This window comes from Staphylococcus sp. CoH_129_LAB_1 (genome assembly GCF_058191515.1).
This window is the reverse complement of the sequence record NZ_JBXWKZ010000007.1, coordinates 39,215-58,078: the sequence shown is the minus strand read 5'-3', so window position 1 is coordinate 58,078 and position 18,864 is coordinate 39,215. Positions and strand designations below refer to the sequence as shown.

The 18,864-nt window shown below is 29.7% G+C and carries 21 protein-coding genes; 16 read left to right on the top strand and 5 right to left on the bottom strand.

The window, feature by feature from the left end:
• Window positions 1-125 precede the first annotated feature (125 nt).
• The 6 genes from AC2FB1_RS03805 (at window position 126) to AC2FB1_RS03780 (ending at window position 5,167) form a co-directional block, all read left to right on the top strand.
• On the top strand, window positions 126-1,082 hold the full coding sequence (locus tag AC2FB1_RS03805; RefSeq protein WP_490673955.1) for a FecCD family ABC transporter permease: 957 nt from the start codon (window positions 126-128) through the stop codon (window positions 1,080-1,082).
• A 56-nt stretch (window positions 1,083-1,138) separates the two neighbouring features.
• Window positions 1,139-1,843: an HAD family hydrolase gene (locus AC2FB1_RS03800; RefSeq protein WP_490673954.1), complete on the top strand. Its 705-nt coding sequence runs from the start codon at window positions 1,139-1,141 to the stop codon at window positions 1,841-1,843.
• Window positions 1,844-2,638, top strand: a complete 795-nt coding sequence (locus tag AC2FB1_RS03795) for an alpha/beta fold hydrolase (RefSeq protein ID WP_490673953.1) — start codon at window positions 1,844-1,846, stop codon at window positions 2,636-2,638.
• A 133-nt stretch (window positions 2,639-2,771) separates the two neighbouring features.
• Window positions 2,772-3,278, top strand: coding sequence for an SA0570 family protein (locus AC2FB1_RS03790; protein ID WP_490673952.1), 507 nt, complete (start codon window positions 2,772-2,774; stop codon window positions 3,276-3,278).
• 197 nt (window positions 3,279-3,475) lie between these two features.
• Complete coding sequence (locus tag AC2FB1_RS03785; protein ID WP_490673951.1) at window positions 3,476-4,192, top strand: hypothetical protein; 717 nt, start codon at window positions 3,476-3,478, stop codon at window positions 4,190-4,192.
• A 159-nt stretch (window positions 4,193-4,351) separates the two neighbouring features.
• A complete protein-coding gene (locus AC2FB1_RS03780) occupies window positions 4,352-5,167 on the top strand; it encodes an alpha/beta fold hydrolase (RefSeq protein ID WP_490673950.1) in 816 nt (271 codons plus the stop codon).
• Window positions 5,168-5,832: 665 nt separating this feature from the next.
• On the opposite strand, the gene sarA is transcribed toward AC2FB1_RS03780, so the two are convergent.
• The 5 genes from sarA to sroA form a co-directional block, all read right to left on the bottom strand.
• The gene (gene sarA, locus AC2FB1_RS03775; RefSeq protein WP_490673949.1) at window positions 5,833-6,207 is read right to left on the bottom strand and encodes a global transcriptional regulator SarA; all 375 of its coding nucleotides are present in this window, start codon (window positions 6,205-6,207) and stop codon (window positions 5,833-5,835) included.
• A 313-nt stretch (window positions 6,208-6,520) separates the two neighbouring features.
• On the bottom strand, window positions 6,521-7,336 hold the full coding sequence (locus AC2FB1_RS03770; protein ID WP_490673948.1) for an efflux RND transporter periplasmic adaptor subunit: 816 nt from the start codon (window positions 7,334-7,336) through the stop codon (window positions 6,521-6,523).
• Between the two features lie 268 nt (window positions 7,337-7,604).
• Window positions 7,605-8,531 (bottom strand): DMT family transporter, encoded by a 927-nt coding sequence (locus AC2FB1_RS03765; protein WP_490673947.1) that lies wholly within the window; start codon window positions 8,529-8,531, stop codon window positions 7,605-7,607.
• 176 nt (window positions 8,532-8,707) lie between these two features.
• Complete coding sequence (locus AC2FB1_RS03760; RefSeq protein WP_490673946.1) at window positions 8,708-8,932, bottom strand: DUF2922 domain-containing protein; 225 nt, start codon at window positions 8,930-8,932, stop codon at window positions 8,708-8,710.
• A 39-nt stretch (window positions 8,933-8,971) separates the two neighbouring features.
• A complete protein-coding gene (gene sroA / locus AC2FB1_RS03755; RefSeq protein ID WP_490673945.1) occupies window positions 8,972-9,178 on the bottom strand; it encodes a sigS mRNA-stabilizing protein SroA in 207 nt (68 codons plus the stop codon).
• Between the two features lie 142 nt (window positions 9,179-9,320).
• Between sroA and AC2FB1_RS03750 the strand changes: the two genes are divergently transcribed.
• The 10 genes from AC2FB1_RS03750 to AC2FB1_RS03705 all read left to right on the top strand — a co-directional run bounded on the left by AC2FB1_RS03750 (window position 9,321) and on the right by AC2FB1_RS03705 (window position 18,853).
• Complete coding sequence (locus AC2FB1_RS03750; protein ID WP_490673944.1) at window positions 9,321-9,878, top strand: tyrosine-type recombinase/integrase; 558 nt, start codon at window positions 9,321-9,323, stop codon at window positions 9,876-9,878.
• Between the two features lie 14 nt (window positions 9,879-9,892).
• Window positions 9,893-12,295, top strand: a complete 2,403-nt coding sequence (locus AC2FB1_RS03745; RefSeq protein WP_490673943.1) for a DUF4040 family protein — start codon at window positions 9,893-9,895, stop codon at window positions 12,293-12,295.
• On the top strand, window positions 12,282-12,707 hold the full coding sequence (mnhB2, locus tag AC2FB1_RS03740; protein ID WP_002455676.1) for a Na+/H+ antiporter Mnh2 subunit B: 426 nt from the start codon (window positions 12,282-12,284) through the stop codon (window positions 12,705-12,707). Before AC2FB1_RS03745 ends, mnhB2 begins: the two co-directional genes overlap by 14 nt.
• Window positions 12,704-13,051 carry a Na+/H+ antiporter Mnh2 subunit C gene (gene mnhC2 / locus AC2FB1_RS03735; RefSeq protein ID WP_002448875.1) on the top strand — a complete coding sequence of 116 codons (348 nt, stop codon included), beginning with the start codon at window positions 12,704-12,706 and terminating at the stop codon, window positions 13,049-13,051. Before mnhB2 ends, mnhC2 begins: the two co-directional genes overlap by 4 nt.
• Window positions 13,041-14,540 (top strand): Na+/H+ antiporter Mnh2 subunit D, encoded by a 1,500-nt coding sequence (gene mnhD2 / locus AC2FB1_RS03730; RefSeq protein WP_490673968.1) that lies wholly within the window; start codon window positions 13,041-13,043, stop codon window positions 14,538-14,540. Before mnhC2 ends, mnhD2 begins: the two co-directional genes overlap by 11 nt.
• The gene (gene mnhE2 / locus AC2FB1_RS03725; protein WP_490673942.1) at window positions 14,537-15,019 is read left to right on the top strand and encodes a Na+/H+ antiporter Mnh2 subunit E; all 483 of its coding nucleotides are present in this window, start codon (window positions 14,537-14,539) and stop codon (window positions 15,017-15,019) included. Before mnhD2 ends, mnhE2 begins: the two co-directional genes overlap by 4 nt.
• Window positions 15,016-15,318, top strand: coding sequence for a Na+/H+ antiporter Mnh2 subunit F (gene mnhF2 / locus AC2FB1_RS03720; RefSeq protein WP_017176022.1), 303 nt, complete (start codon window positions 15,016-15,018; stop codon window positions 15,316-15,318). Before mnhE2 ends, mnhF2 begins: the two co-directional genes overlap by 4 nt.
• Window positions 15,293-15,793, top strand: coding sequence for a Na+/H+ antiporter subunit G (locus tag AC2FB1_RS03715; RefSeq protein WP_490673941.1), 501 nt, complete (start codon window positions 15,293-15,295; stop codon window positions 15,791-15,793). The genes mnhF2 and AC2FB1_RS03715 overlap by 26 nt, the downstream gene beginning before the upstream one ends.
• A 184-nt stretch (window positions 15,794-15,977) precedes the next feature.
• Window positions 15,978-18,017, top strand: coding sequence for a cation:proton antiporter (locus AC2FB1_RS03710; protein WP_490673940.1), 2,040 nt, complete (start codon window positions 15,978-15,980; stop codon window positions 18,015-18,017).
• A gap of 188 nt (window positions 18,018-18,205) precedes the next feature.
• A complete protein-coding gene (locus AC2FB1_RS03705) occupies window positions 18,206-18,853 on the top strand; it encodes a metal-dependent transcriptional regulator (RefSeq protein WP_490673938.1) in 648 nt (215 codons plus the stop codon).
• The last annotated feature ends 11 nt before the right edge of the window (window positions 18,854-18,864 follow it).

The window sequence follows — 18,864 nt, the reverse complement described above, 5'->3', positions numbered from 1 at the left end:
TACATAAATTCTTACAAATTAAGATGAAAAAGAGAAAGAATTAATTTGTAATCTTATTTTAAGTAGTAGTAACGATATATTCATTGTAATATAGGATATAAATAATAATTGAAATGTGAGTGGAAATGAAACGACATCTATATTTAACATTTTCAGTTTGGACACTTGGCTTATGTATCATAGTAGCTATAAGTCTTTTTTGGGATTTAGGGTCATTACACCAATCATTTAATCAAATGATTTTTTATAAAGTTAGAGTCCCTAGAACATTTGAGACACTCATGGTAGGAGCTATATTAACGTTTACGGGGCAATTATTTCAAACAGTATTAAATAATCCTTTAGCAGATAGCTTTACACTTGGTTTAGCGAGTGGAGCCACTTTCGGATCAAGTTTAGCTATATTTTTAGGTGTATCTTTTTTATTTATACCTATTTTTTCTATCATTTTTAGTATCATGACACTTTTGATTGTTGTTATAATGACAGTTGTATTGTCTAGAGGTTTTCCTACTAAAGTGCTCATTATATCTGGACTCATGGTAGGCGCATTTTTCAATGCATTAATATATATACTTACACTAATTAAACCAGAACGTATGAATCGTATGTTAGCATATTATTTCGGAGGCTTTGCGAATGCCGAAATGAATGAACTCATTTATATTACAATTGTTTCTGTACCGATTATCATTGTGATATATAGTTTAGTTACACCTATAAAGCTCATGCAATTAGGAGAAATTAAAGGCAAATCTCTAGGGTTAAATGTGCAATGGATGACATTCATTGTATTATCATTAACATCTATTATGACAGCCACAGCAGTCGCATTTGTAGGTGTTATAGGTTTTATTGGTATCATTGTACCTCAATTAATTAGACGATATTATTTTCAATATGGTCTTGCTATACAAATGACATTAAATATAATGATAGGTGCATTAACGATGCTATTCGCTGATTTTATAGGAAGGATTGTTATCAATCCAGTACAAATTCCAGCAAGTATTATTTTATCGCTTGTTGGAATACCCATATTATTTTATATTTTAGTTACTCAGTCTAATGCAACTCGTTAGTGAATAAAAATTATTAAAATAATAAGAATAATTATATTGATAAGAGGTAAATAAAAATGGACTTAAGCCAAATAAAAGCAGTTGTGTTCGATTTAGAGGGGACATTACTGGATAGAACTAAGTCTCGAGATAAATTTATAGAAGAACAATATGAGCGTTTTCATGATTATTTTGTACATATACAACTTGCTGATTTTAAACATAAATTTATAGAATTAGATGATGATGAAGATAATGATAAACCTTATGTATATAAAGAGATAATAAAACAATTTCACATAGATAGATTGAAATGGAAAGATTTATTTCATGATTTTGAAATGCATTTCTATCGATATGTATTTCCATACTATGATACTTTATACACACTTGAAAAGTTATCGGAGCATGATTATTTATTAGGTGTTATTGCAAATGGAAAGTCAAAGATTAAACAATTTCGAATTTATTCATTAGGAATAGAACACGTGATTAATTATTTGTCAACTTCTGAAACTGTAGGTTATCGCAAACCACATCCACGTATTTTTGAAGATATGATTGATCAACTAGGTGTATTACCAGAAGAAATTATGTATGTTGGAGATGATGCGTTAAATGATGTGGCTCCTGCGCGTGCTATGGGAATGGTAAGTGTCTGGTATAAACAAGAAAACGCCGAATTAGAACCTTTAGAAGAAGAAGTGGATTTTATCATTACAACAATTGAAGAACTCTTAACGATTTTACCCATAAATAAAAAAGAAAAAGGAGATAATTAAATGGAATTATTTACTAGAAAAGGTGGATTGACATTAAATTATAGTACTATGGGGCAAGGATATCCAGTAGTGCTTGTACATACTGCGTTTGAAAATGCTTCGATTTTTCAAAATTTAGCTCACGCGCTCTCAAAAACATTCCAAGTCGTATTATTGGATTTACGTGGACATGGTTATTCAGATAAACCACGATATATTAAATTTAATGAATTTGCAGATGATATTATCTTATTATTAGATTATCTCTATATAGATCAAGCGGCTTTTATTGGTCATGAAATGGGTGCTACAATTATTGCTCATTTATCAAAGCAATATCCAGAATATGTATCTTCTTTAACAATGATCAATCCAACATCAATTGAAGGAGAATTACCAGAAGAACGTTTGTTTAGAAAATATGCTCATAAAATTCGTAATTGGAATGAAGATAAACAAGAGAAGTTTTTAGATAAACATCGCTATTATAAACCCCGTAAAGTTAATAAATTCTTAAAAAATGTTGAAGATACTAATTCAATTTCTACTAAAGAAGAAACAGAAGCGGTAGATGAAGTGTTTAAACAAAGAGGAATTGCAGAAGTGTTCGAATATATCACTAAACCTACATTTATAGTTGCGAGTGAGTATGGAGAAAGAGTAACCTCTATTGAATCTAAAGAAGTAGCCGATTTAATAGGAGAGGTACATTTCGAAGTGTATTCACAGTCAAGTATGTATCCTTTTGAAGAGGAACAAGAGAAGTTTATCCATGAAGTGACCCCTTTTATAAAAAGATACATGCCTCAACACTAAATATATGGATGTATAAATATTAACTTGTTATATAAAATAAAAATCTTTGTAATATTTTTGTAATAATCCTGTTATTTTGGTAATAAATGGAGTATACTTTAATTAAGCAGAAAAAGAAAAGGAGCGAGTGCTTATGAAAAAGTTAGCAACAGCCCTATTAGTTTCAGGATTAGTAATGACAGGAGTAGGCTATAATCATGCCGAAGCAGCTAGTGGTAATTCAATTCAAACTGTACAACAATTAACTCAAGGTCAAAAAACATTAGAAAATGTGACAATAGGTCAATCAATTAAAAATGTTATAAAACAACATGGTACCCCTATTTATTCTTATAATCCAAATAATCAAGAAAAATACTATGAATTTCATACAAATAAAGGTGTATTAGTTGTTACTGCAATTGGTAAAAAAAATACTGGTTATGTAACTAGAGTGTCAATGACGTATAATCAAGCAAATGGCCCAACTTATCAACAAGTGGCACAAGGTGTAGGTAAAAACGCTATTAAACGTGTTCAATATAACAGTGTAAGTGGTAATTTTGCTTATATTCAAAATGGTAAAACAAGCTATCAATTTGGCTCAAGCTCACCTAAAGACAAAGTATTAAGATTATATCGTATTGATATTAATAAATAATGTAGTTAAATAATCAGTCGGAGTTACGATTTACTTTACTTAAGAAATAAAAATATATAGAAATGGGATAATGAATTCAAGATTGAATTCATTATCCCACTTTTTTATTATAAGAAATCAAGTGAAATCTATGATAAAATGTTGAAATGAATAAATTGAGTGTATTTTAAAACTTACATTCGATAAAGGAGCAACATATGCGATCAAACGATAAAATATTACTTGAAAATGTGAATGATTATTTTACTCATAAAGGTATGCCCCCTAAACTTATCGATGACATTAAAGAAAATATACGTAACGACTTTAAAAAATCTGAAGAAAAAAAGAAAGATTATCTAGATTTTAGGGAAAAAGCAACGGCTCAAATTATTCTGATTATTCAACGAAACTTATTTGGTTTACAATTAAATCCAATTATATTTTTTATTATTAATTTTATTTTAATTTCATATTTGTATGATAAGCAATACGTTCCATTCCAAGCTGCAACCATATTGTCTTTGTTTTATTGTATTGTTATTTTTCCGATTACTATTTTTATTAATATACAAATTGCTCGGAAAAAATATTTATATAGTAATCGCACAGAAATAATTATAGGTTATATGATTGCAATTATTGCCTTAATTCTTATTATCATGCGCGCGTTTAATCTAACTGTAGGCATTGTACCTATTACCATGTACAGTCATCAATTTGTTTTCTTTATGGGACTTGTGATGAGTTTATGTGGGGTTATTTTCAAAAGACTAGAATACACAGCAGTAGGTTTATTATTCTCTCAAAAGACGATTGATGCTGTTATTGTAAATTCAAATGTCGCTCAAACTGTTTCACTTATCATTTGGATTATTATTGTCGTACTAATTGTTACGTATACTATACGACTATCATCTAGAAAAAGTATTTAATCAAATATATTATTTCAACTCAGCCATAATCAAATATGGTTGAGTTTTTATATTCAAAATATATAAAAATTTTAAAATAAAAAAATAATTAATTGTATACATATTTATAGCGTTAAATATTTTTTAGTGGGTATAGTAAATATTAAGGGAGGTGCCGATATGAAAAAAATTGAAACGTCTAATCAAATAAAGATAGCTTATCAAGATGTAGGTACTGGCATTCCCATTATTTTAATCCATGGTTTAGATGGTAATTTAGCTGCGTTTTACTCATTAAAAAAAGAGTTGAGAAAATACTATAGAGTCATTGTTTATGATGTGAGAGGTCATGGAAAATCTACACGCCCTATTAGTTATAATTTAAACGATCACATCAATGATTTAAATATGTTAATGCAACAATTAGATATTAAAAATGCGCATTTATTAGGGCATGATATGGGTGGAATTATTGCACAAGCCTTTACCGAAAAATATAAAGATAAAGTACTATCTTTAACAATTATATCTTCTAAATCTGAAGACATTGTTCATGGTTTTACAAAATTAATGATTGAGCACCAAGATGAAATTGCCGGGTTTAATAAATCTGAAGCGTTACTTATATTATTTCCATATATTTATAAGAAAAGCGATGTTGCGATGAAATGGTTGCAACGTCAACACTTATATAATAAACAAGATGATGAAGATAGTGCAGTAGCTTCTAGAGCTTTATTAGATACAGAAAATCATTCAAAAACAGTCACACATACTATTAATGTCCCAACAATGATAGTAGATGGACGTTATGACCCAATTATTATTAATAAAGAGAATCAACAGAGTGAAAATCAATTTAAGAATATAAAATATGTCTTATTTAATGAGTCAGGTCATGCACCTCATATAGAAGAAGAAGAGAAATTTTTGACATTATATTTAAACTTTTTAGAAAAAAATGATTCGTCTAATACTACAAATCTGTTGGTTTAAAATTGGAAACACAGAGTAAAAAGTATTTACAATAGAACACTTGAGAAAACAGAATAAGCTAAAGCTAAGGACTCTAGACATGAAACTAGTTAACAGTTTTCACCAATACAGTAAGTGTTAGGTTGAAATTGTCCCATAGAAAATAAAATCATACAATATGAATTATGGCTATAAAAGAAGAGGCTGTGACATAAAGTTTTTGGATAAGTGAAAAAAGACAAATTCTATTGAAATAATATAGAACTTGTCTTTTTTATAAATTTTTGATTATTTTCAACTCGTTGGATTGCTCGTTTTCTTATATTGAGTGCTATTAGTAGAGTAAGCTGAGTCATGTGATATTCTTTATATATAAGGAACCTTGTTAATTTAATTGAGTGATATTTATTAAATTATACGAAAGGATCTTATTTTTTAAGTATTTCAATGTAAAATTACATATAAACACAAAGTATTTTGGTGAGACTCTTGTGGGAACAGAACAAGCTGAAGACTACAGGCTGAATCTATCATCTAAGAAAGCGAGCCAACAATACGTAGTATGGTAAATAAAGAAGCCAGTAAATGAATTTATAATAAACTCATTTACTGGCTATTTTGCTAGGAATTATGTCTTGGACTCGATTATTCTAGGGTTTGATTCCTAGTCTCTTTAGGGTTTTCTATTATAATTCTGTTTTCTTATTTGCTTCTTCAATTCGTTCGTTAACTCTATTCAGTAGCTCATTAATTTTTGTACGTTGTGTTTCATTTACAAGAATTAATACTGTTCTTTCATCATGCTCATTACGTTTTTTATCGAAGTAATCTTCTTGAGATAAATTTTTCACTGCTTTTACTACTTGAGGTTGCTTGTAGTTTAAGTGATTAATAATATCTTTTAAATAATATTCTTCTTCTTTACTTTGACTAATATAAGTTAAAACAGCAAATTCTTCAAAGCTAATTGAAAATTCTTTTTTTATTATACTTTTTAATTTATCAGCATAAGTAATCATTGCTAATAATTCAAAGCAGTCACTAATTTTTGAAATAGCCATTTTAAGACCTCCCCAACTAATATTCTCTCTATTTTTTGCATCCGTTAAATCTATTTATATATAACGATATTTATTAGTTTAAAAAAGCTATTAATAATTTAGATTAAATAAATTAATTTAATTCTATATTATTTATTTAATTATAACTAAATAAAATTAGAAAGTAAATGAAAATGTACTTAATAAAACAATGTTTTGATTAGTTAATACTTTTTTTGCAAAAATAAGGAAATTTTATAAATGATTTAATTAAGAACAATTATTATTACACCCCATAATATAAAATTAAAGTTTAATATACTAAAACAAAAGATTATTCGGTGCTTTCTAATAATGATGAAGACGGGTGCGTAACAATTTTATCTCCAATATTCAATCCATTGGATACCATAATATACCCATTTTTTTTACTTTTAATATATTTAATGTTTCTTTTTATAATTTTTTTATTATGTATAACTAGAACATAATTTTTATTGTAAATAACTTTATCGGGTAATTCATATTCTGTTGCTCCTAAATGAAGGTCAAAATGATATCCAATAGGGTAAGAAGAATCTGTAGAAATATCTACATAATAATAAGAGGAAGAAGGCTCTGTTTTATAGGGAATAGAGGAAATAGATAAAACTTTCCCTTCAAATTGTTTAGAATGTTTAATAGCAACTTGAACAAGTTGATTATTTTTAATTTGTTTAAGTTGAGATTCATTGATTGTAGCACGAATGATTCGTTCATCACTATTAATTTGCAAGATTTCAGTATGAGGTTTTGAAGGAAAAGAATGAAGTATAGTAACTCTGCCTTTAATAGGGGCATAAATGTATGTTTGAAGGTGTTGTTGTAAATTGAGTATGTCATTAGATAATTGAAATTGTTGATTTAAGTTATCGGAGGATATTTTATTTGAGTGTTGTATTGAAGATAAAAGTTTCTTTTTTGAAATAATATATTTTTCAATTTGTAAATTATAGTACTTAAATATCGGCGTGTCTTTAGATATAGTTTCGTTATTTTTTATTAAAATATCTGAACTAATACCTAATGATGGATCATAATAAAGTGTGTAACTTTGTTTTGCTTGTTGAACGCCTTGAAAAGAAAAAGAGTAATGTGGTTTTACAGTCATCGTTTCTATTTTGTTTAAATGAGTAGTTTTAGGCAACTTAGTATAAATATAAATTCCAAACAAAAAAATAAGGAGAAGAAGGAAGATTACCATTATCGGTAAGGGGGATAAAAACTTTTTCAAATATCATCACCTCTAAAAATAATATACATTTATTATACAAGTTTGGAATTAGATAGAACATAATTAAATGATGATATCAAAAAAGTCTTCTCAATTATTCATTAAGAAGACGAAATTTTAAATAAAAGTTTAATTTTAGCAACAATTAAAATAAACGTAATAAGATAATACCAATTGCTATAGAGATTAATCCTAGAAATTTGCGGAAAGTCATTTTATTTTTAGGTACACCAATGCCAAAGTGATCAATAATGACACCCATTAACATTTGACCAAGCATTGCAACAATGGTTGTAAGAGCAGCACCTAAATAAGGCATTAAAATAATATTAGATGTAACAAATACGACCCCTAAAATCCCTCCAATAAAATAAAGAGGCTTAATACGACCAAGATGAGGTTGTGTTAATTTAATTTTCAAACTTCTATTAAAGACGATTGTTAGAATAAACAATGCAATTGTTCCAACTGTAAAAGACACTAGAGCAGCAAATAAAGAAGAATGCATTTGCTTTGAAAGACCGCTATTGATTGTGGTCTGTAGCGGGGGGGCAAATCCAAAGATAAATCCAATTAATAACCAAATGTAAAGTGAGATATTTCTTTTATCTTTAAGTTTATTTTTAGGTATGTGGTTCATAAGAAGAATTCCAAATAATAAAACAATGATTCCTATACCTTTAAAAAAAGTAAAAGAGGTTTGACTGGCTCCAAGTAACCCCAATGTGTCAATAATAACGCCCATTATGATTTGACCTGCAACTGTCATTACAACCGTAAGAGCAGCACCCAATTTTGGAAGAAGTAATAAATTACCTGTTAAGAAACATACGCCGAGTAAGCCACCAACCCACCAATGATAATCAATAGATTGACCAGCATAAAACGAGTTTGAGAACATTTGGATATTAAAAATAATATTAAGTGTTAATAAAAATAAAGTTCCTACAAAAAAAGAAATCGTAGAGGCATAAAAAGATGATTCTGTAAATCGACCTAATCTAGAATTTATCGAGGTTTGAATAGGTACCATCATACCAGCAATAATTCCAAGTGCAAATAGAAAAAGCAAATTTAATTCCTCCAGTATTTTTACTATCAAATACGATTATTATACGTATATTTATAAAAAAATTCTATATTAAAAAAGAGAATGGATAGAATTCTTTTAGAACTCTTCATCCATTCTCAATATACTGTTTAGAAGACATGATGTAAAATTCAAAACTGTAATGTATGTCTTCTAAGTTAATTAATTAAATTAAATAAAACAGTTGTTGTTTTATCTACAATTTGAGCTGAAGCTGCCTTACTTGGAACGCCACTGTTAAAACTTAAAACATTCAACTTAATGATATTTTCCATCGCTGATTGTACATTAGCTTCCGTTATTGATGATGAAATTTGTGGTAATTGTAATTTAGCTGTTTTGTTTAGATTTGTTTTAAATATAAGTTCTAAAGTTTTGGACATTGTTCATACCTCCTTTTTACTGAGTTGCTTAAAAATTCATTATACTAAGCCTTGTGTTTTTACAATTTCAACTTTATCGAAAGTTTCTTCAATTAAATTGGAAATTGTTGATACAAATGATTTGATATCTGCTTCAGAAGCATGTGTATTAATATTATTAAATCGACGTTTAATTTCCTTGGCTTTTCCATTTGTATCATGTGTAATGTGAGTACAAATAACTGATAACTGAGTAATTTCGTTCATCTTATTTTCACCTCCTTACACTATATATATCGAAATTATTTTTTAAAAAAGTAACTTAAAATTAAAAATAATTGAGCAGAATGTTTTAATGTTACTAAAATATGATATATCATTAAATAAGAAACTTTTTTGAGGTGGAGAAATGAATTATGTAGAACCTATTAAGAAAAAGAATGATATTAAAAAGATGTATCAAGTGTTAAAAACGAAATCTGTTAGAGATTATCTTTTGTTTAAATTGGCTATACATACAGGTATGCGACTCGCTGACTTGTTACATCTTAAAGTTGAAGATGTAAAGAATGAAGAAAATAAAGAAATAAAGATAGCGTGGATTCAACAAGGCGTCCCATTTATCAAAATTATGATTCCTTCTGATCTTAGAAATGAAATTGATACATATATTTATGAAAACCAGTTGAAAGATCATCATTTTTTATTTCAGTCCCTTCGCACACATAAAGAACTTTCACGTCAACAAGCTTATCGAATTATTCACCACGCAGCCGAAGAATTAGGCCTTTTACATATTGGGTTGACTACTCTTCGGAAAACTTTTGCATATCATGCCTATAAATCAGGTGTGTCTATAGCTATTATTCAAAAGTATTTAGGACACCAAACAACACATGAAACTTTGAAATTTATTGGTTTATCACCTAAGGAAGAACAGCATACAATTATTGCTTTAAATTTATAAAAAGGAGGGTTTTGATGAGTTTAATTTATATATTAGGGGCACTCTTACTAATAATAGGAATTGTTCTAATTACCTTATTTATTAAACCTTTAAGACGTTATGCAGGATATATTTCACTATTCGCTCCAGTGATTGCTTCGATTTACTTTTTGTCCCAAATTCCTAATGTACTTCATCAGAAAATTATTTCTTTTAAACTAGTTTGGATGCCAGCAATTGACTTGAATTTAGATTTAAGGCTAGACGGACTTGGGCTAATGTTTGCTTTAATAATTTCTATTGTAGGTATTGCTGTTTTCTTCTATGCAACACAATATCTAACTCCTAATGGAGATAACTTACCTAGATTTTTTACTTACTTACTTTTATTTATGTTTAGCATGTTAGGTATAGTCGTTTCTAATAATACTATTCTGATGTATATCTTCTGGGAACTCACAAGTGTAGCTTCTTTCTTATTAATTTCTTATTGGTATAGTAATGCGAACAGTCAGTTAGGTGCAATACAATCCTTTATGATTACAGTATTTGGAGGATTAGCATTATTAATAGGTTTCATCATGTTATATATCATAACTGGTACAAATACAATTACTGAGATTCTATCGCAAAGCCAACGTATTAGCACGCACCCATTATTTATGCCGATGATTATAATGATGCTTATTGGTGCTTTTACAAAATCTGCTCAGTTCCCATTTCACATTTGGTTACCTAAGGCTATGGCTGCGCCTACACCGGTAAGTGCTTATTTACATTCAGCTACAATGGTTAAAGCAGGAATATTCTTACTTTTTAGATTTACACCAGTTTTAGGTTTAAGTAATAGTTATATTTATATTGTGACTTTCGTTGGGTTAATTACAATGATATTTGGTTCTCTAACAGCATTGAGACAATATGATTTGAAAGGAATTTTAGCATATTCAACGATTAGTCAACTTGGTATGATTATGACAATGGTAGGTTTAGGTGGAGGCATTGCGCAACATCCAAGCGGACCAATGGCTAAAATTTACACATTAATTTTATTTGCAGGGTTGTTCCATGTCATGAATCATGCATTATTTAAATGTACGTTATTTATGGGCGTAGGTATTATTGATCATGAAGCGGGCACAAGAGATATTAGAAAATTAAATGGTATGAGAAAATTCTTTCCTAAAATGCATGTGAGTATGACGCTTGCAGCATTATCAATGGCGGGAGTACCATTTTTAAATGGTTTTTTAAGTAAAGAAATGTTTTTTGATTCTTTAGTTAAATCTATTGAGTTAGAGCAATTTAGTTTAACTTTAACAATCATAATTGTGGCATTAGGCGTGATTGCAAGTATATTCACTTTTGTCTATGCAGTTTACATGCTAAAAGAAACATATTGGGGAGAATTTAATGAAAAAGAAGTTCCTAAAAAGCATATTCATGAGCCGTGGTTGTTCAGTTTACCAGCAATAATCTTTGCTGTGATGCTACCTGTTATCTTCTTTATTCCAAATACCTTTACGCATCCTATTGTTTTGCCTGCATTAAGAAATGTCACAAATTTAGGTATCCAAGTTGATAAGATAGCGCCACATGTATCCCAGTGGCATGGCATTAATTTACCGCTTATTTTTAGTATCATTGTTATTATTTTAGGAATTATTTTAGCAACAAAAGTAAATTGGAAAGTATTAACGCATCGCTTAATCAAAACAGCATCTATTACAAATTCCTATCGTAAAGCTTATAGCGTATTTGAACATTATGCTGGCTGTAGTATTCGTGGTGTAATGACTAACCGATTAAACTACTACAATGTGATTACGCTTTTAGTGTTTTCACTATTTGTAGCGTATGGCTTTTTAAGAGTAGGGTTTCCTAAACTACATCTAATGCATGTTACTGACTTTGGACCTTTAGAAGTACTGCTTGCTATTTCAATCAGTGTTGTTGGTATAGCACTTGTCTTTATAAGACAACGTTTAACGATGGTAATATTAAATGGAATTATTGGCTATTCAGTTGCATTATTTTATTTAATCATGAGAGCACCTGATTTAGCTTTAACACAACTTGTGGTAGAGACGATGACTACAATATTATTCATTGTTAGTTTTTCACGCTTACCAAATATTTCACGTAAGAAAGCAGATAAGAAAAAAGAAATTATGAAAATTGTTGTGGCATTCATTTTTGCAGGCGCAGTGGTAACACTTGTGTTTATGGCACAACAAGGTGATGGTTTAGAAACAATTTCTAAATATTATATGAATGCAAAAGAACTCACAGGTGGTAAAAATATTGTGAATGCTATTTTAGGTGATTTTAGAGCGCTTGATACTATGTTTGAAGGCTTGGTATTAATTATTGCTGGTTTAGGTATTTATACATTATTAAATTACAAAGATCGGAGGGGTCAAGATGAAAGAAAATGACGTAGTCTTAAAAACAGTAACTAAAATTGTTGTATTCATTTTACTTACTTTTGGTTTTTATATTTATTTAGCGGGTCATAATAATCCAGGAGGGGGATTTATTGGTGGTCTCGTCTTTAGCTCAGCTTTTATCTTGATGTTTTTAGCTTTCGATGTAAAAAAAGTATTGGATAGTTTACCTATCGACTTTAGAAAATTAATGATTATTGGAGCGCTTATTTCTTTAATCACAGCAATTGCGCCCACCTTTTTTGGCAAATCATTTTTATATCAAAGTGAATTTACACTTCATTTACCAATATTTAATGAAATGCATATTACTACAGTGACGATTTTCGAATTAGGCATAGTACTTTCAGTAGTGGGTGTAATTGTCACAATTATGTTGGCATTGAGTGGGGGTAAATCATGAATCTTATTTTATTACTTATCATAGGATTTCTCGTATTCTTAGCGACATACATGATATTATCTTTAAATTTAATTCGTATTATTGTAGGGATTTCGATTTATACGCATGCTGGTAATTTGATTATTATGAGTATGGGTCATTATAGTGACCACGTAACAGAACCGCTTATTCGTGGTTCAAATACCAACTATGTCGATCCATTATTGCAAGCACTTGTTTTAACTGCAATTGTTATTGGATTTGGTATGACAGCTTTCTTACTTGTATTAGTTTATCGAACATATCGTGTTACAAAAGAATCAGAAATTGATGTGCTTAGGGAGGATGAAGATGATGAACAGTAACTTATTAATCCTTCCGATTCTCTTACCACTTCTTTGTGCATTATTACTTGTATTTACGAAGAATAAAAATAGAGTTTCGAAGATTTTATATATTGGAACAATGACGGTTAATACGCTTATTTCACTAGCTTTATTGATTTATGTGATGAATCATAAACCGATCACTTTAGATTTTGGTGGTTGGAAAGCACCATTTGGTATTCAATTTTTAGGTGATACTTTAAGTTTACTTATGGTAACAGTCGCTTCTTTTGTAGTGACTTTAATTATGGCATATGGATTTGGACCTGCTGAAAAACGTGTGAATCGCTATTACTTACCAACATTTATTTTATTTTTAACTATCGGTGTGATTGGTGCTTTTTTAACTTCTGATTTATTTAATCTCTATGTTATGTTCGAAATTATGTTACTTGCATCATTTGTGCTTGTAACATTAGGACAATCAGTAGAACAATTAAGAGCAGCCATTATCTATGTTGTTTTAAATATTATTGGTTCGTGGTTATTTTTATTAGGTATTGGTTTACTTTACAAATTAGTAGGGACATTAAACTTTTCTCAAGTTGCATTACGCTTAGACGATGTTCACAATAATGAAATGGTAGTTGTCATTGCAATTGTATTTATGATTGCATTTGGTTCAAAAGCATCATTAGTTTTATTTATGTGGTTACCTAAAGCTTATGCAGTATTAAATACTGAGCTCGCAGCTTTATTTGCAGCTTTAATGACGAAAGTGGGAGCGTATGCTTTAATTCGTTTCTTTACTTTATTATTTGATCAACATCCAAATATTACACACCCAATACTTGTATTTATGTCTTGTATTACAATGATTATTGGTGCTTTTGGAGTTATTGCATTTAAAGACATAAAGAAAATTGCAGCATATCAAGTTATTTTATCAATTGGTTTTATTATTTTAGGCTTAGGATCAAATACATTTGCTGGAATTCATGGTGCTATTTTTTATCTAACAAACGATATTGTAGTAAAGACATTATTATTCTTTATTATTGGTAGTTTAGTTTATATGTCTGGTTATAGAGAATATAAGTATTTATATGGTTTGGCAAAGAGAGAGCCTTTCTTTGGCGTAGCATTTATCGTTATGATTTTCGCAATTGGCGGGGTTCCTCCATTTAGTGGGTTCCCTGGTAAAGTGCTTATTTTCCAAGGTGCGGTTCAAAATGGTAATTATATTGGATTAGCACTAATGATTTTAACAAGTCTTTTAGCAATGTATAGTCTATTTAGAATACTATTTATTATGTACTTTGGAGATACAGATGGCGAGCAAGTTGATTACAACCCATTACCTGCTCATCGAAAAGGTATGATTGGCATACTAACTGTAGTTGTACTAGTTATGGGTCTTGCGGCACCCATTGTTATGAATGTTACTAAAAATGCAACAGAGTTAAATACAAATGATGCTTACTTCCATCACTTAGTTAATCCGCATTTAAAGGAGGAGAATAAATGAGACAAATTGTATTGAATATCTTAATTGCTTTTCTATGGGTACTCTTTCAAGACCAAAGTTCTTTTTTATTCTCTACCTTTGTAGCTGGCTATCTTATAGGATTAATTGTTATTTATATACTTCACCGATTCTTTGGTCAAGAATTTTATTTAGTAAAAATATGGGTAGCTATTAAGTTTTTAGCCGTATATTTGTATCAGTTAATTACTTCAAGTCTTAGTATCATTAAATATATTTTATTTAAAACAAAAGATATGAATCCTGGCCTTCTCACATATGAAACAGAGTTAAAAAGTGATTGGGCCATTACATTTTTAACCATTTTAATTATTATTACGCCTGGATCTACAGTGATTAGAATTTCAAAAGTAACCAATAAATTTTTTATTCATAGTATAGACATTTCTGAAAATGAAAAAGCTAATTTGTTAAAAAGTATTAAACAATATGAACGTTTAATTATGGAGGTGTCACGATGATCCAAGCAATGACTAACTTTTTTAGTACAGGAGCTTTAATATTATTTGGTATTGCATTTATTATTGGATTGTTTCGTTTGATTAAAGGTCCTACAACGGCAGACAGAGTCGTAGCATTTGATGCAGCCAGTGCTGTAATTATGTGCATTGTTGGGGTGGTTAGCGTGATTTATGATACTGATGCGTACTTAGATTCAATTATGTTAATTGCGATTATTTCATTTGTAAGCTCTGTATCTATTTCTAGATTTATTGGAGGAGGTCGGGTATTCAATGGAACTCATAAAAAGCGTCACTGAGTTGATTGCGTCTATTCTTATTTTTCTAGGAAGTATTATTGCAGTGATTAGTGCAATAGGCATTGTAAAATTTCAAGATGTTTTTTTACGTAGTCATGCTTCTACGAAAAGCTCAACGCTTTCTGTATTACTTACTTTAATCGGGGTATTAATATACTTTACGACGGTGCAAAGTTTCTTTAGTGTTCGTTTATTACTATCCATTGTCTTTATTAATTTAACATCTCCTGTTGGTATGCACCTTGTTGCTAGAGCAGCTTATCGAACTGGAGCATACATGTATAGAAAAGATGATGCACCAAGACAATCTTCCATTTTATTAAGTTCAAAAGAATTTAATACAACAGATGAGTTAAAAAGTCGTGCTAAAAAAAGAGAAGAACAACGAGAAAAACTGTATTATGATATTAAGAACCATAGAGCTGAAAAAAGAAAACAACAAGGTGATAAAAATATCGAAGATTTAGAAGAATAACTGCATATCTTAGTAATTTTTAAGTGAATTATTTTGAAAGTGCAAGTTAGTTAATATGAATATTTATTAATGGTAAAATAAATATTAAATTGAGATTATAAGAATGGTAAATGTTGTTTTTATTGTTAATTAGTGTATCGATATCTTATTTCTCAAATTAAATATGAAATGATGGGGTGAAAGTTTGGAAATATTTGAAACCATTCTCATATTTCTAGCTATTGTAATTATTAGCTCCTTTGTTCATACTTTTATTCCTAAGGTGCCTCTTGCATTTATTCAAATTATATTAGGCATGATCCTCTTTATACTACCCGTACCAGTAGAATTCAATTTTGATTCAGAACTCTTTATGCTAGCAACAATAGCGCCGCTATTATTTGTGGAAGGCGTCCATGTTTCTAGGGTACATTTACGTAGATATATTAAACCCGTCATGTTAATGGCATTAGGTTTAGTAATCACTACGGTTATAGGGGTGGGGTTATTTATTCATTTAGTATGGCCTGATTTACCGATTGGTGCAGCATTTGCGATTGCCGCAATTCTTTGTCCTACTGATGCACCAGCAGTTCAAGCTATTACTCAAGGTAAAGTCTTACCTAAAGGTGCAATGACGATTTTAGAAGGTGAATCGTTATTAAATGATGCTGCAGGTATCATTTCATTTAAAATAGCAGTAGGTATATTAGTGACTGGTGTTTTCTCATTATTTGAAGCAATTCAACAATTCTTAATCGCTTCATTAGGAGGAGCAATTGTTGGATTATTAATAGGAGTCTTACTTGTTCGTTTCCGTTTAACTTTAACAAGACGCGGTATTGAAAATATTAATATGTTTACTTTCTTACAGTTATTAACTCCTTTTGTAACATATCTTGTAGCGGAGCTATTCCATGCTTCAGGTATTATAGCTGCTGTAGTTGCAGGTCTTGTTCATGGTTTTGAACGTGATCGTATTGCGCAAACACGTACACGTCTGCAAATGAGTTATAACCACACATGGAATATTTTAGGCTATGCACTAAATGGGTTCGTTTTCTCTATACTTGGATTTTTAGTACCTGAAGTAATTGAAAAGATTATTAAAAGTGAGCCACATAACTTACTTTTCTTAGTGGGTATTACTTTATTAGTAGCGTTGGCAGTTTATCTATTTAGATTTATATGGGTTTATGTATTGTATCCTTTATTCTATTTGTCAGTCAGTCCTTTCCAAAAACTTATGAATGACGACGGTCATAGTACAAAAGAAAAACCACCTAAACGTAGTAAGTATGCACTGATTATGACATTTTGCGGAGTACACGGAACCATTTCCCTTGCTATAGCTTTGACTTTACCTTATTATCTTGCAAACCATGAAGCGTTCAAATATCGTAATGATTTACTATTTATTTCTTCGGGCATGGTAATTTTAAGTTTAGTGATTGCACAAGTTGTGTTACCATTTTTAACGGAAAATGCACCTAAACCTAAAATAGGAAGTATGAATTTTAAAGAAGCAAGAATTTACATTTTAGAACATGTGATTGACTACTTAAATAAACGATCATCATATGAGACAAGCTATCGTTATGGAAATGTCATTAAAGAGTATCATGATAAATTGACTTTCCTAAAATCGGTAGAAAAAGATGATGAGAACTCAAAAGAACTTGAACGATTACAACGAATTGCTTTTAATGTAGAAACAAAAACGCTCGAAAAATTAGCAAATGAAGGCGAAATTACTGAAAGTATGTTAGAAAACTACATGCGTTTTGCTGAACGAACACAAGTTTATAGACAAGCTTCACTCATTCGTCGTATTATTGTTGGAATCAGAGGATTACTTTTAAAACGTCATATTCGTACACGTATAAATGCTGCTTCATCATTAAGTGTGACTGAAAACTTAATGGAACTTTCTAAAATTAATAAAAGAGTTCACTATAATGTAGTAAGCCGACTTGTTAAAGAAGCAAATGAAGACAATAAATTAGAAGTAGGTATGATATGTGATGGATATTTGATGAGAATAGATAACTTATCGCCCTCTAACTTCTTTAACACACGTTCTGAAGATTCAATCACCAAAATTAAGTTGAATGCATTAAGAGAACAACGACGTATTTTAACTGAACTTATTACTAATGAAGAGATTACAGAAGCAACAGCTTTAAAATTACGTGAATCAATTAACTATGATGAAATGGTCATTGTAGACAGTTTAACTGATTAATTTAATTGTTCATAATGATGAATACAAAACCTGAGACAACTTACTATGTCTCAGGTTTTTTGAATATCAGTGGAAGATTTGAAATTAAAATTTAAGATTTATCCTACTTCTTTTAAGTTAATGGAAGACAATCACATTACTTAATCATTCGTGATACAATAAGATGAAACTGTTTATGAGGTGAAATCATGTTAACTGAAGAAAAAGAGGATTATCTCAAAGCAATTCTAACTAATGGTGGCGATAGCTCTTTTGTCTCAAATAAAATACTGTCTCAATATTTAGATATAAAACCACCTTCTGTGAGTGAAATGGTAAGTCGTTTAGAAAAAGCTGGGTTTGTTGAAACTAAACGTTATAAAGGGGTAAAGCTCTCTGAAGAAGGTCTCTCTCATACACTCGATATTATAAAAAGACATCGCTTATTAGAACAATTTTTAATTGAAGTGCTACATTACAATTGGGAAGAAGTACATCAAGAAGCAGAGATTTTAGAGCATAAAATTTCTGACTTATTTGTACAAAGGATAGATAAACTTTTAAATTACCCTGAAACTTGTCCACATGGGGGAACCATTCCCAGAAATCATATTTATAAAGAAAAATATAATCATTCATTACTTGAATATGATGCGGGAGACATAGTAAAAATTAAACGTGTCCGTGATAAAACGGACTTACTTGTTTATCTATCAAGTAAGCATATTTCAATTGAAGACAATATTGAAATAGTATCCAAAGATAAAACCAATAAAGTCATTATTATAAAAAGTAATACGGCTATGACAATTCTAAGTTATGATAATGCAATGAATATGTTTGTAGAAAAAAATTAAAGAAGAACGGT